The sequence below is a fragment of the Pseudomonas sp. B14-6 genome (assembly GCF_013260315.1).
Lineage (GTDB): Bacteria > Pseudomonadota > Gammaproteobacteria > Pseudomonadales > Pseudomonadaceae > Aquipseudomonas > Aquipseudomonas mandelii.
In genome coordinates this window covers 3,913,580-3,928,051 of the sequence record NZ_CP053929.1, presented here as the reverse complement: position 1 = coordinate 3,928,051, position 14,472 = coordinate 3,913,580, and the positions used below count along the sequence as shown (strand labels likewise).

Here is a 14,472-nt window from a genome sequence, read left to right as displayed (position 1 = left end):
TCCCCTCCCGATGGGATGATCGCTTTCGTGTTTAGTTTTAGACGGCTTGTAACTGAAGTGCCCGCATACCCAATTGACGCGCGCGCTCATCGAACAGCACCTTTGAATTTGGAACTCGGTCGGTGAGGAACTTCACTATCTCGTCGAGATCTTCGGTGAAAAGAGAGCTGGCCGCGAACTCCTTGTCGCGCTTGCCCAATATAAAAAGCCCCTCCAGCAAAGGCTTCACCGGGAGGGTTTTAGTCCAAAACTCGTTGTGGTTGAAGAAGATCATTGGGCTAAAGCCAGCATCTGGCGCGGGATAGTAATTCTGCGCCGCGTCCTGGAAGATTTCTTGCACCGTACCCGCACGGCCTTCCGCGAAAATGATGCCCTGTGCAGCGAGCAGCAGCAGCACATCCTCTCTTACACTGTTCTGGAAATACTTGGCGGCATGACTGGCCAGCGGCGTCACCGGTTCATGGCCGTAGTGCCAAGTCGGCACCGCCAAACTCTCTCCTGGTTTAGCGATTCTCGCCATCAGTTCGTGTGCAGGCGCGGACCATTTGTGAAGCGCGGCGAGAATGGTTTTGTCAACGGAGATACTCCCATCAGGTAGCACTTTCACAACGTCGCTAGCGTTGAGCGGGAGCGTCGGCTGCGTCATGAGTAATCCAATCGCGTCTTCGACCTCACCTGATTCTTTCCCCGCCATTAGCGCGCCAAGGTGCGTCGCCTCCATGGCGCCAGGGCCGCCGCCGCTGGCCATGAGGAAACCCTCTTCAGTCAGTCGCTTTGCGAGTGCGACCACGGCCCGGTAGACGGATGAGCCGCGTTGTTCGCGGTGACCGCCCATGATTGCCGCGACACGATCTCGCCCCGTCAGGAAGTCGAACATCGATTGCAGGATCGAGTTGTCGTGTAGCGCCTCCATCATGCCGGCGTACGGATCCGATGGCGTCGCGCGGCCTTCTTTGACGAAATAGTTGAAGGTCTGAAAATCCGCCATGCGCATCATGCACTCTGGATCCTTTGGATCAAATCCCTGGGAAAGCTCGGTGGACGTGTAAAGTTCAGAGCGGATTGGCTGAAATGGTAGTTTCTCGCGTTCTCTTTTCATGACTTGCCCCTGCAGTCTGACTTGTAAACGATGTCCACCTGATCGCCGCGCCCGATGATGGCGCAGTCGATTTCTGACACAAAAAGTCCGTGCTCAATAATGCCGGGTATCAGATCTAGCTGATTGGCCAATGCAACTGGCGCCTCGATTTCCCCCAAATCGACATCAAGGATGAGGTTGCCCTGATCGGTCAGGAAAGGCTCACCATTGCCTTGGCGGCGCAATCGCACTTTAGCCCCTATATCGGTGATCGCCCGCGTAACCCATGCATGAGCGAAAGGCAGCACTTCGAGCGGTAACGGAAATCCGCCCAGCAACTCAACCGGCTTGCTCGAATCGACGATGATTATCAGGCGATCTGACGCCGCGCCGACGATTTTCTCGCGCAGCAGCGCTCCGCCACCGCCCTTGATCGCCTCTAGATTCGGATTAATGCGATCTGCACCGTCGATGGTAATGTCGACCCTCGCCACGCCACCGAAATCGAGTGGGGCGAGTCCAGCCTCGCGCGCAAGTTTGTCAGCGGCCGTTGAGGTAGCCACCACGTCTATCTTCAGTCCCGCCTTGACGCGCGCACCCAATTCACGAATGGCGTAGGCGGCAGTCGATCCCGTGCCTAGGCCAATGAGCATGCCGTCACGGACCTCTTCCACCGCTCTCTTGGCGGCGCGTGCCTTTTCCGCCTCCAAGTCAGCCATGTTCGGCAAGCCAAGTTTGGTATTGCGCTGCTAGCGCGTGCTGCCCCTCGCGTTTGGCCGCCTCTATCTCCAGCGGTAGCCGCCGCAATAATGCATGCGCATTCTCCAGCCGGCGTGGTTCCAGCTCTTCGACGTCCTTCGCTGCGGTGTTCTGCCTAGTCGCTAGAACCAGCAAATGCGCGTGCTCGATCATCGATGGCGTTACGGTGTCGTGCGACAGTTTCAGCAGTTGCCAGGGAATGACCTTCCCCTCCTGCTCCAGCAGCTCGAATAGCTTGGCAGCATCGCGCGCGATAACCTTGCCAATAGTTGCATTCTTGATGGCTGGATCCTCAGCAAGCCGCCTTTCAAGATCAGACCAGTTGCCACGCGGTTCGTGGCGGATGCCCAAATGCTCACGCGGAATATGATGCACAACGAAGTTCACGGCCCGCTCCACCCAATGTAGGGGATGTTCCGTACTGCCCTGATGGTGCGCAGCTAGACGGTGTGCGTCCATCGCATTCTGGACACCGCTTTTGTCATCGCCCCATTTGTAAAGGCTGGCGGATATGTGTGGGTTGAAGAACCCAACATTGACCCACGCGCCCTCATCAAGCGAGTTGACATAATCGCGATACCATTGGTCGACGCCCGAGGCGTCAGCGAGCAGCGTCTGAAGATGCTTGGCCAGCACAACTTCGTCGACGTCATGTCCCTTGACATCACGGGGATGACCCAAAGCATCGTGCACGACGACGAGATCGCGCGCATGCGACCACGACAGAATCATGCCGCGGCGCCAGTCGGTCTCACTGATTGGCGGTGTATCCGCCAAACCGCGCGCCGCGAGCAGCTTGCCGGACTCAATTGTCCGCTCAATACGCCGCAGAACGTCCGGCGGAACCGCCGCCTCTATGATGACGTCAAATTCGGCGACCGGCACACTGTCATTGTTCGCGCGGACGTCGAAAATGGGCTGATGATGTTCCGCCAATTTCGTCCCATCGATGGCAGGGTCCACGTGCCTCGGAAAGCTCCAGTGATGCCCTTCCTTATCCGTGCCCTCGTAGACGCCGCGCTTACCAATCTCAGTCATGGCAATGTCTCATAGAGTTGCTGAATGTCTTGCCGGTCAACCAGCTCACGTACGGACTCGACGAATTGCGGCCAGGCTTTGTCACGTTCGCTGCCGACGGTCTGAGTCCGCGAACTCGCCAAAACACGCTTGGCTTGTTCCATGACCGGATGATCATGCCCTGGCTCAACTGGTGACGGTTCACCAACATCGTCAGCAATAGATGCGATCAAAACTTCGTCACGCGCGAGCATGGCTTGGAAGAGGTTTTGCCGCTGCGCTTCGAGGGCGATAGGCAATGTGCCTTCGAAAAACAATCGATCCATGCGGGCCAAGAGTCGCGCGCCCCGGCCCAGGGAGTCGGCAGCTGCCGCGTCGCGCACAGTCAGAACTTCACGCACGCGTTCGGCCTTAAGCTGGCCGCGCAGACCAGAAGCGGGATTGTAGTCATGGAGGCTGGTGCCAATGCCTACGCCATCTACGCCGACATGCACGCACGCCTGCATATGGTGAGGCTGTAAACCGGCGGAGACATAAGTCTCTAGGCCGCGCTCGTGAGCGATGTGGACAAGTTCAAGCAATTGCTCGTAGGGCATCTGCTCGACGATTGGGACACTGGGCTCCAGGTTCGACGATCCATCCCAAGCAACTTTTTCGAACCTGCCCTCGACCGCAAGCTCAATGCCCAAGCGCGCGATCTCTAACCGGTCTGTAATTGTCTTGAGCTGGTCACCCCGATCGTCGATCTGAGGCAGGTTGATATTGAAAGCGCCGGAAAGATATTGGCGTGTCTGATCGCGCACGACATTGCCGGCGACGGCGCGCATGAATGCCACTGCTTCGCTCGCCTTCATCCGCTCGATGCCGATTTTGCAGTCAGCGATGCCATTGGCAAACATCGCGGTACAAGCGCTGGCCGTCATATGCACTGACTTCAGCATGTCGCGCTTGACATCACCGCTCTCGAATACTGGACGCCCTACGTACGCTGTACATGCCGCCGAGGATCCGGCGTGAAGACGAACGCGTGCGGTGTTGATCGAGGCCGGTAATCGATATGGTTCGAGCTTTTCGCGATCTCGCTCGCCATCCCGGTCGATGTGTTCGACATGGATGAAAACACCGTCCAAAAGCTGGGACGAGGCGCACGTCACCGTAATGTGCCCATCACCTGGATTAGCGATTGAGAGATTGGTTTGGTGTTGACGAAAGCCGTAGAGGCCAATGCCGCGGTATGCCGAGGGGACTCGCGCTCCTTTGTCGAGCAGCCGGTATGCGCCAAGCACCGCAGAGTGTTCATCCTGCGATAAGGCTCTTCCCGCGCGACGGCTAGCGGCGATGAGATTGGAGACCCGCGCGACGAAGGTTTGATCGGCACGGTCCGACTCCACTGCCCAGGACGGGGCGCCGTCGGGATCGTCTGCCAATGCTTCTGAAGCCAAAACGATAACGCCATTCCTCGTGTACAGCGAAAACGCGTCCGGTTTGCTGGGCTCATCACTTATCAGTCGATAAGTCGTGAGCAATCTCCTGTACGTGTCAAGCAACACCTCTGCGGAGTCTGCGCGTAGCAGGACTAGTGTGAGACTTTCCGTTTTCTGAACTAGTGCCGTCAGATCGGGAAACTTCTCTGCCGTCTCCTGCGCTAATGCAGTGATGTCGGCAGCGAATTCGTCGAGGGACGACAACTTAAGAATTGGCGGCGGCACTCGGCGCACAAAGCCACCTGCGGCCGCTCGCTCGGCATCTTCGCGCGCTCGCGTGAGCTGACGCTTTGCCTCTTCAAGCGCAATGCGCCGAAATTCGCCGACACTGAACTCACGTTCGATTATTTGCATCGTAAACCTCCAGGCGCAGTTACGATCGAACCTTAATCCAAGCGACTCCTTGCCTGTCCCGGCCAATGCAAAGGGGTGGTAAGTAAGTTCGACTCCGCGAGTATGTCCGAAGCCAGCAAGCAGACCGTGGCATTCGGACTATTTCACCCAACTGTGGTATAGGAGGAACTTCGCCTTTTGGCAAGCAAGAGCTGATACTGCTAGGCTAGGACCCGCTCACTAACCGCCTTGATCGCCTCGCTCTTCAGGCCAAGGCCGAGCTCTTCCAGCGGAGAGAGTCCAGGGTTGTTCAGCATTTGGGGGGTCACTCAACACGGCCTAGGCGCTGTAGGAAGAGCTGGCTCAGCTCGAGCGGGGTCCAGCGTTCGGCCGCAGGCTCATCAGCGGCGAGAGGGCGGTCCGAGGTGAACGGGGCCGCTTTATTGGCGTCGCCACCGTCTGCAATGGGTCGATTTCTGCCGGTCACGACCGGCAGCAATGCGCAGCTCTCCGCCGCTCATGGTCACGAAGCGTGCTGGTCTGCAGTCAGGTGGTCAAGTGGAGTGCAATTTCGCATACAGAAAAGCTCCGGAGGTGAGGGGGGACGTGGCCAAAATCCCCCGTCTTAAATTAGTAAGCTTCAGCGCCAGGTCTCGTTATTTTGTCCAGTTTACTGACGAGGTCTTCGGCTCGCAGGTGTGTGTAACGCTTAAGCATCTGCATCGATTTATGCCCACTGATAGCTGATACCTCCTGGTCGGACAGTCCGCCTTCGACAAGCCGACTCACTGCTTCGTGACGCAGGTCGTGAAATCTGAAGTCAGGTAGATCGAGCTTCTTCTTCAGCTGACCCCAAATTTTGGTGAAGGTATACGGCCGACGCTTCCCGTCCTTTCCAGGCTCACCGAAAAACACCAGATTGCAGTCGATTGGTCGCACCGGGTTATCCATCGCAGCTTTGAATACTTCAGTGGCGCGCTTGCTCAGTGGAACGGTTCGGGAGCCGTCGTTCTTCGTGTCTGAGAGACGTATTACACGCTTTGCCAGATCCACTTGGGGTCGCCGTAGGGATGAGATCTCTGACGAGCGCATACCCGTTTCCAGAGCGATGCAAACAATCCAGCCCAACATAGGGTTGCTATGTCGATTCACGGCCGCGAGCAGAAGGCGTTCTTCCGCCGGCGATAATCTTCGGTCACGACCATCCCCAGGGCTCGGCTTGCGGATGTTCAGCACTGGGTTGAACGTCAGACCCAAACCCCATTCCTGAATCGCTACCGTGTACAGGTGGCTCAATAGCGCAAGTTCGAGACGCACGGTGTTGTTGCTGATGTTCCCATTGCGGCTGGGTTCGTTCAGACGCTTGTCGCGATAGCCAGCGATGATTTCGGCGGAGAGGGCAGCCAATGAGTACTTGCCCAGGTGCTCGATGAGCTTCTTGGCTTTCGAGGTTTCGCCACGCTGAGTGGTGGGCTTCTTGGTGGGGGTAATGTCGCTCAGGTAGCGCTTGAGGGCTGCTTCCAGCGTCGTGCGCTCAGAGCCGCTGCGCTGGATGTACGCACCTCTGACCATTTCGTCTTCGGTGCGCCGAGACCAGTCCTCCGCATCACGCTTGGTGCGGAAGGTTTTGGCGACGGTGGGCCAGCCAGTTTTACGAATCAGAGCCTTCCAGGTGCCGGAAGGAGTTTTGACGAGAGTTGCCATGAGAGGGTGCTCCTAGGCGGCTGGCGAACCAGCACTGTACCTAATCTGTACCCTTGGACCATAGGACTGTATCTGTGGTGGTCCACCCGAAAACGCGAAAGCCGCGCAATGCGCGGCTTTGAGTATGGTGGGCCCACACGGACTTGAACCGTGGACCAAAGGATTATGAGTCCTCTGCTCTAACCAACTGAGCTATAGGCCCTCAGTAGGCCGCGGATTATAGCGATGGTTTCTCGGCTGTGCTATCCGAAAAATCCGATACGGCTATACGAAGAAACGTCGCGGCGAATTCGTCGGGGGGAAGCGGCAGGCTGACGATGTAGCCCTGGATCTGTTCACAGCCTTCTTCGGCGAGGAATTGTTGCTGTGCGAGGGTCTCGACGCCCTCCGCAATGACGGTGAATTGCATGCTGCGCCCCAGGGCAATGATGGCGCGAACAATCGCTGCATCGTGGGGATCGTCAGGCAGGCCGCGGACGAAGGACTGGTCGATCTTGAGGATGTCCAGTGGCAGACGCTTGAGGTAGCTCAGAGACGAGTAGCCGGTCCCGAAGTCGTCGATGGCCAATTGCACGCCCAGGTGTTTGAGTTGGTGCAGCACCGCCAGTGCTTCTTCGGCCTGGCTCATGATGAAGTTTTCGGTAATTTCCAGTTGCAGTAAACCGGGCGCCAGGCCGTTGTCTTTGAGCAGTTGCTCGATCCGTCCGAGCAGGTTCGGCTGACGCAATTGAGCACCTGCGAGATTGACGGAGAGGGGACCGAGGCACTCGTAGACCTGATTCCACTCGTTCATCTGTCGGCAGGCTGTCTCCAGCACCCAGTCGCCGATTTGCAGGATCATGCCGTTTTCTTCCGCCAAGGGAATGAAGTGTTCCGGCGGCACCGAGCCGAAGGTCGGATGTTGCCAGCGGATGAGCGCTTCGGCGCCGACGAGTCGATGGTCGGCGAGGCTGATTTTCGGTTGGTAATAGAGAAACAGCTCATTGCGCTCGATGGCGCGGCGCAATTCATGTTCCAGCGCCACGCGTTCGCTGGCCTGGGCGGTGAGGTCGCGGGTGTAGCTTTCCACCCGGTTGCGGCCCTTGGCCTTGGAGCGATACATCGCCGCATCGGCGTTTTTGACCAGCGTGGCGACATCGCAGCCGTCCTTGGGGTACAGGCTGGTGCCGATGCTGGCGCTGATGAAAAACTCGTGCTCGCCGGCCTGAAAAGGGGCGGCGAAGCAATTGAGCAGTTTGGTGGCAATGTTGTCGGCGTCACTGGATTGTTGCAGGCCGGGCAGCAGGATGATGAATTCGTCGCCCCCCAGGCGCGCGACGGTATCGATGTCGCGCAGCTGCTCTTTGAGGCGCACGGCAATGCCTTTGAGCAGCAGGTCGCCCACCGGATGGCCAAGGCTGTCGTTGATGTGTTTAAAGCGATCCAGGTCGAGGAATAGCACCGCGCCCTGGCCACCGTTTTCCTGTTGGGTATTGAGTGCGGTCAGCAGTCGGCTCTCGAACAGCGTGCGGTTTGGCAGGCCGGTCAGCGGATCGTGGTGCGCTTGGTAGTCGAGTTTGGCCTGCGCGTGTTTGAGGCTGGAAATGTCCGCGAACACCGCCACGAAGTGGGTGATGAATTTTTCCCGGTTACGCACGGCGCTGATGGTCAGCCAGCTCGGGTAGAGCTCGCCATTCTTGCGTCGGTTGGAAATCTCGCCTTGCCAGTGACCTTCGTCCGTCAGCTGATGCCACATCGCCGCATAGAACGCGCTGTCGTGAAGCCCCGAGGCGAGCAAGCGAGGGGTGTGGCCGAGTGCTTCGCTCTCGCTGTAACCGGTGATCTCGGTGAACGCTCGGTTGACCGCGCTGATGTGCTGTTGGGTGTCAGTGATCAACACGCCCTCGGCGGTGCTCTCGAACACTGTGGCGGCCTGTTGCAGTTTCTCCTGCATCAGGTGCCGCTCGGTGATGTCCCGGGCGATGGTCAGCATGCAGTCTTCGTCGCCGATCGGCAGCGGACGGCTTGAAACCTCGCAAAGGCGGATCTGCCCGTCACTGCGGCGGATGTGGCAACTGAAGTCGCGAACGAAGCCATCCCGGTGCAGCAAGTCGAGCATCTGTTTGCGTTCATTGAGATTGACCCAGATCCCCAGCTCCAGGGCTGAGCGATCCACGGACATCGCGCTGTTGAAGCCTGTGATGCGGCTGAAACCCTCATTGACCTCCATTAGCAACCCGTCGCTCTGCCGCGACAGCAACAAGCCGTCCGGTGAGGCGTGGAAGGCCTTGGCGAATTTTTCTTCGGAGGTTTGCAGTTGCTGCTGGGTTTCCTTGAGCTGACTGATATCGCGCACCACGACGACCAGCGCAGGGGTCGTATCGAGGTCGAAGGGCTCGGCGGAAATCAGACCGGTAAACACCTGGCCATTGCTGCGTCGAAAAGGCATCTCCAGGTTGCGGATGCTGCCGGCTTGCAGGCGCTGCAGCAGGCCCGGCCCGACGCCGGGGATGCCCCAGATGTTGAGGTCGGTGGCGGTCTGGCCAATGACATCTTCGGCCTTGAGACCAATTTGTTCTTCGAACGCGTTGTTGACTTCGAGCAGGCAGCCGTCGGACAGCCGCGCAATCACCAGGATGTCCGGGCATTGCTGAAACACGGAGGCGAATTTTTGCTCGGAGAGTCTCAACGCTTCTTCCGTGCGCTTGGCGTCGCTGATGTCGATCATCAATCCGCGCATAACCGGCTCATGGCCATGCTCGATAAGGCTGACGATATCGCGCACCCACAGGCAGCGGCCGTCGGCGGTGATAACGCGGTAATCGACGCTATGATCGCGCCCGGCCAGCACTTCGTGATCGCAGAATGTCTGGGCCCGGGTCAGGTCCGCAGGGTGGATGATGTTGCGCCAGAACCCCGGAATGAGCCAATGGGACAGGGGATAGCCAAGCAGTTCTTCGGCATGCGGAGACACGTAGCTGTAGGTGAAATCGCTGATCCGTGCTTCCCAGGCAATTGCGGAAAGGCTCTCCACCAGCCCGCGGTAATGGTATTCACTGCTGCGCAGCTCTTGTTCGAGGTCGACCCGCCGGGCGATTTCCGAACTCAACCGGCGGTTAATCCGGATGACCACGGCCAGCGTGATCATCAGAAACAGCAATCCGGGCAGGCCGTAAACCAGCAAGTCGGACCAGAAGGTTCGGTGATCCAGTACATTGCCCACCCAGTGTTCCTGAATGGCGCTGATTTCACTTGAAGTCATGTCCGCCAGGACTTTGTCCAGAATCCCGACCAGTATCTTGTTGTCGGGGGCACTGCCATCGCCAATTGATAGCGATAGGGCGTTTCGCCGCTGACATACAGGCCGTCGAGCTTGAGCTGACGCAGGCTCCAGACGCTGGAGGCGAGATCGCCCACGACCGCATCCACTTCATCGGTGGCCAACGCCTGCAAGGCTGAGCTGACATTGGGCATCGCCACCAGATTCAGGTCGGGGTGGTGCGTGCGCAACAGCTCATGGGGCGCATAGTTTTCCACCACAGCGATCTTCAGCCCGTAGAGCTCTTCGAGCTTGCGCGGTTGGGGGCCTCCGACATGGGCGAGGATGACAATCGGAAAGTCCAGGTAGGGACGAGTGAATGACAGGTACGACTGGCGCTCCGGGGTCGACATGATGCCCGGCAAGACGTCCAGCTTGCCTTGCTTGGCCTGCTGCAGGACTTCGGTCCAGCTGATCGGTTCGATGGGCGTCAGTTTGACGGCCAGCCGTTGACGGATCACGTTGATGTAGTCCGCCGCCAGGCCCTGATAGCGGCCCTGGTCGTCACGAAATTCGAACGGCGGCCAGGACGCGTCGACACCCAGGCGCAAGTCCGGGTGAGCCGCCAGCCAGCTACGTTCTTCGTCGGTCAGAGTCAGCGCGCCAGCCGTTGCGGTCCAGGTCATCAGCGACAGCAAAAAAAGCACGGTCGGCAGTCTGGGCATAACGGTCTCGTTATGGCTCGGGGAATGTTTCGAGTGTAGACGGGCAATTCGGCGGGGGGAGGTACGGGGGATTTTATCTGTAGAAAGCAAAACCCCCGGCCTGGGCCGGGGGTTCTGTGATCACTCGTCGAGGAAGGAGCGCAAATGCTCGCTTCTCGTCGGGTGGCGCAGCTTGCGCAGCGCCTTGGCTTCGATCTGACGAATCCGTTCACGGGTCACGTCGAACTGCTTACCAACCTCCTCAAGGGTGTGGTCGGTATTCATGTCGATACCGAAGCGCATGCGCAGAACCTTGGCTTCACGGGCAGTGAGGCCGGACAGCACTTCGCGAGTCGCTTCTTTAAGGCTCTCAACAGTGGCGACATCGATTGGCGACTGCATGGTCGAGTCTTCGATGAAGTCACCCAGATGGGAGTCTTCGTCATCACCGATCGGGGTTTCCATGGAGATCGGCTCTTTAGCGATCTTCAATACCTTGCGGATCTTGTCCTCAGGCATTTCCATGCGTTCGCCCAGCTCTTCCGGGGTCGGTTCGCGACCCATTTCCTGCAACATCTGCCGGGAAATGCGGTTGAGCTTGTTGATCGTCTCGATCATGTGCACCGGAATACGGATGGTGCGGGCCTGGTCGGCGATCGAGCGAGTGATCGCCTGACGGATCCACCAGGTGGCATAAGTCGAGAATTTGTAGCCGCGGCGGTATTCGAACTTGTCTACCGCTTTCATCAAACCGATGTTGCCTTCCTGGATCAGATCGAGGAATTGCAGGCCACGGTTGGTGTATTTCTTGGCGATGGAGATCACCAGACGCAAGTTCGCTTCAACCATCTCTTTCTTCGCGCGGCGGGCCTTGGCCTCACCGATCGACATGCGACGGTTGATGTCCTTGATCTCGGCGATCGTCAAACCGGTTTCGGTTTGCAGCGCGGTCAGCTTTTGCTGGCAACGAATGATGTCCGGTTGCAGGCGGCCAATGGCTTCAGCGTATTTGCTTTTGCCTTTGGCCAGTGCATCGGTCCAGCTTTCGTCAACTTCGTTGCCCGGGAACTGGCGCAGGAAGTCGGCACGCGGCATGCGGGCATCACGAACGCAAAGTTGCATGATCGCGCGCTCTTGCTGACGCAGACGATCCAGGGCACTGCGAACACGCTCGACCAGGCCTTCGAATTGCTTCGGAACCAGTTTGATCGGCATGAACAACTCAGCCAGCAGCACCAGCTCGGCGATTGCCAGCTTGTTGCCACGACCGTGCTTTTTCAGCGCCTTGCGGGTGATTTCCATCTGATCGGAGACAGCGCCAAAACGCTGTGCTGCGATGACCGGATCCGGACCGCTTTCGGCTTCTTCTTCGTCGTCGGTGCTGGCTTCAGCTTCTTCGTCGTCGGTATCGTCGTCCGCTTTAACGGCTTTCGGATCGACAGGCGGCGGCACTTCGGCAGCAGGCGGCGCAATGCCGTCGTCCGGGTCGATATAACCGCTCAGGACGTCGGATAGGCGGCCACCTTCGGTGGTAACGCGAGTGTACTCGGAGAGAATGTGGTCAACCGTACCAGGGAAGTGCGCGATTGCGCCCATCACTTCACGGATACCCTCTTCAATACGTTTGGCGATTTCGATTTCGCCTTCACGAGTGAGGAGCTCTACCGTACCCATTTCGCGCATGTACATGCGCACTGGGTCGGTGGTACGACCAATGTCGGTCTCGACCGCTGCCAACGCTGCTGCTGCCTCTTCGGCCGCGGCTTCGTCAGTATCGGCGTCGGCCAGCATAAGGGAATCCTTATCTGGCGCAACCTCGAATACGTTGATCCCCATGTCGTTAATCATGCGGATGATGTCTTCCACCTGTTCCGGATCTGAAATATCCTCCGGCAGGTGGTCGTTGACCTCCGCGTAAGTCAGGTAACCCTGCTCACGACCAAGTGTGATCAACTCTTTGATACGAGACTGCTGTTGCGCTTTTCCGGACATAACACCCTATCCACTGAAGGTCTTGGCGGGCAAAAAACAAGCCGAGGATTATACCTGAGCTATGACCTCACGCGCCAGTTGAGGTCGGGGTTGATACAGCCATATTGCGTTTTAATAGGTCGCGCATCTGATTTGCGATCTGATTTGCTTCCTCCGCGGTCAATCCTGGCTGCCTTGCTTTCCTGATAAGTACTTCCAGGCTATCCGTGTGTTGACTTGCCGATAGCCTAGTAATGGTGTCTAAAAACTGTTGTTCAAGGTTATCACCGTCAATCAGCCATTCCTTTTCCGCCAAAGCCTTGAGCAGACGCCCCTGTTCAGTCCCGTGCCAGCGGGCCATCAACTGAATAGAGTTTAGCTTAGGGTTTTTTTGCACGGCCTCGATCAGCGCTACCAGCAACTGGGCGTAGGTATTGCTCTCATTGGCGAAGTGGTTGGCGGTTTCGACCTTGCTAGCCAGATCGGGGTGATGAATGAGCGTGCGAAGTGCGATCAGGGTTGGGGCTTCCACAGCAATCGGTGTGCGCGGGGCGCTCGGTTGATCGCGATCGCCGCCTCGCTTGCCGTTTTTGTCCCAGGGCTTCTTGTCCCACTTCTTGCCGCCCGCTCCGGGTTTCTTCGGCGTCCATTCCTGCTGCGGCACATACATCTCTTGTGCCTGCGGCTGATGGTAGTCGCTGTAATCCGGCATGGCGTCGTAATCGACGCCCGGGTCGTATGCAGGCGGCGCATCTTGAGGTGCGCTTTGAACCAGTTGGCTCACGGCTTCACCGCTGAGGCCGGTAATTTCGGTCAGGCGCTGACGCATCAAGATGCGCAGGTTGGCGCCAGGGACCTTGTCGATCAGCGGCGCGGCGAGGGTGGCCATGTGGGCCTTGCCTTCGAGCGAGCGCGGGTCCGATTCCTCGGTCAGTTGCTGAAAGAAATAATCCGCCAACGGCTGGGCGTGCTGGTTGATTCGCGCGCGGAAAGCGTCAGTGCCTTCGGAGCGGACCAGCGTGTCGGGGTCTTCACCTTCGGGCAGGAACAGAAAGCGCGCGCGCCGCCCGTCTTGCAGGCACGGCAGGGCAGCTTCCAGTGCGCGCCACGCAGCGTTGCGGCCGGCCTGGTCGCCGTCGAAGCAAAAAAGCACGTTCGGCACGACGCGAAACAGCCGCTTCAAGTGTTCTTCGCTGGTGGCGGTGCCCAGGGTCGCGACGGCATTGCGCAAGCCTTGTTGGGCGAGGGCAATGACGTCCATGTAGCCTTCGACGACGATGATTTCGTCGAGGTTGCGGTTGTTCTTGCGTGCTTCATAAAGGCCGTAGAGTTCCTGGCCTTTATGGAATACGGGGGTTTCCGGTGAGTTCAGGTATTTCGGCTTGTCGTCGCCCAATACCCTGCCGCCGAAAGCAATGATGCGTCCGCGGCTGTCGCGGATCGGGAACATCACGCGATCGCGAAAGCGGTCATAGCGTTTGCCGGTTTCGGCGTTCTCGATCAGCAGGCCGGCGTCGACCATGGCTTTTTGTTGCAGGGTGTCGCTGCTCAAGTGCTTGAACAGATTGTCCCAGCCGGGCGGCGCGAAGCCGAGGCCGAAGTCCCGGGCGATTTCGCCGGTCAGCCCGCGACCTTTCAAATAATCCACAGCCGCTTTGCGCGATGGATGGCTTTTCAGGGCTTGCCGGTAGAAGTCGGCGGCTGCAGTCAGCAGCGGGTACAGCGGCGAATCAGTCGGTTGCCGCGGTTTGTGCGGTCGACCGCTTTCTTCGCGGGGGATTTCCATGCCCGCGGCTTTGGCCAGTTCTTCGACAGCCTGGACGAAATCCAGGTTGTCGTGGTCCATCATGAAGCCGAGGGCGTTGCCGCCCGCGCCGCAGCCGAAGCAGTAATAGAACTGCTTGTCGGGGCTGACGCTGAAGGACGGGGTTTTTTCTTTATGAAAAGGGCAGCAGGCGGTGTAGTTTTTACCGGCCTTTTTCATTTGCAGGCGCGAGCTGACCACATCGACGATGTCGGTGCGGTTCAGAAGGTCGTCAATGAAGCTCTGGGGAATTAGCCCGGCCATGGCGTTCTCGTCATCTGCGCTGAAATGGACCCAAAACGATGAGCGGCCGAACGCGGGTCGTTGTTTGAGGCGCGCAAAATGTGCGGCTCGACCGGTGTCGTCTGCGTAATCGCTGT

Annotated in this window: 7 protein-coding genes, 1 tRNA gene and 1 pseudogene; all 9 read right to left on the bottom strand. The window is 58.4% G+C overall.

Annotation, left to right across the window (positions count from 1 at the left end):
- Positions 1–37 precede the first annotated feature (37 nt).
- Positions 38–1,099, bottom strand: a complete 1,062-nt coding sequence (locus HP062_RS18060) for an LOG family protein (RefSeq protein ID WP_172791813.1) — start codon at positions 1,097–1,099, stop codon at positions 38–40.
- Positions 1,096–1,797: a ribose-5-phosphate isomerase RpiA gene (rpiA, locus tag HP062_RS18055; protein ID WP_172791812.1), complete on the bottom strand. Its 702-nt coding sequence runs from the start codon at positions 1,795–1,797 to the stop codon at positions 1,096–1,098. Before rpiA ends, HP062_RS18060 begins: the two co-directional genes overlap by 4 nt.
- Positions 1,790–2,875: a hypothetical protein gene (locus HP062_RS18050; RefSeq protein ID WP_172791811.1), complete on the bottom strand. Its 1,086-nt coding sequence runs from the start codon at positions 2,873–2,875 to the stop codon at positions 1,790–1,792. Before HP062_RS18050 ends, rpiA begins: the two co-directional genes overlap by 8 nt.
- Complete coding sequence (locus tag HP062_RS18045; protein ID WP_172791810.1) at positions 2,872–4,692, bottom strand: hypothetical protein; 1,821 nt, start codon at positions 4,690–4,692, stop codon at positions 2,872–2,874. Before HP062_RS18045 ends, HP062_RS18050 begins: the two co-directional genes overlap by 4 nt.
- A gap of 609 nt (positions 4,693–5,301) precedes the next feature.
- The gene (locus HP062_RS18040) at positions 5,302–6,375 is read right to left on the bottom strand and encodes a site-specific integrase (RefSeq protein WP_172791809.1); all 1,074 of its coding nucleotides are present in this window, start codon (positions 6,373–6,375) and stop codon (positions 5,302–5,304) included.
- 125 nt (positions 6,376–6,500) lie between these two features.
- Positions 6,501–6,577: transfer RNA gene (locus HP062_RS18035), tRNA-Ile, on the bottom strand.
- A gap of 15 nt (positions 6,578–6,592) precedes the next feature.
- A pseudogene (locus HP062_RS18030) lies at positions 6,593–10,338 on the bottom strand (EAL domain-containing protein).
- 120 nt (positions 10,339–10,458) lie between these two features.
- Positions 10,459–12,309 (bottom strand): RNA polymerase sigma factor RpoD, encoded by a 1,851-nt coding sequence (rpoD, locus tag HP062_RS18025; protein WP_077747306.1) that lies wholly within the window; start codon positions 12,307–12,309, stop codon positions 10,459–10,461.
- Between the two features lie 67 nt (positions 12,310–12,376).
- On the bottom strand, positions 12,377–14,356 hold the full coding sequence (dnaG, locus tag HP062_RS18020) for a DNA primase (protein WP_010467152.1): 1,980 nt from the start codon (positions 14,354–14,356) through the stop codon (positions 12,377–12,379).
- Between the last annotated feature and the right edge of the window lie 116 nt (positions 14,357–14,472).

Bases quoted from the DNA above. Each gene is read 5' to 3' on its own strand.
- HP062_RS18060 (WP_172791813.1), bottom strand. From the start codon at position 1,099: ATGAAAAGAGAACGCGAGAAACTACCATTTCAGCCAATCCGCTCTGAA.
- rpiA (WP_172791812.1), bottom strand. From the start codon at position 1,797: ATGGCTGACTTGGAGGCGGAAAAGGCACGCGCCGCCAAGAGAGCGGTG.
- HP062_RS18050 (WP_172791811.1), bottom strand. From the start codon at position 2,875: ATGACTGAGATTGGTAAGCGCGGCGTCTACGAGGGCACGGATAAGGAA.
- HP062_RS18045 (WP_172791810.1), bottom strand. From the start codon at position 4,692: ATGCAAATAATCGAACGTGAGTTCAGTGTCGGCGAATTTCGGCGCATT.
- HP062_RS18040 (WP_172791809.1), bottom strand. From the start codon at position 6,375: ATGGCAACTCTCGTCAAAACTCCTTCCGGCACCTGGAAGGCTCTGATT.
- rpoD (WP_077747306.1), bottom strand. From the start codon at position 12,309: ATGTCCGGAAAAGCGCAACAGCAGTCTCGTATCAAAGAGTTGATCACA.
- dnaG (WP_010467152.1), bottom strand. From the start codon at position 14,356: ATGGCCGGGCTAATTCCCCAGAGCTTCATTGACGACCTTCTGAACCGC.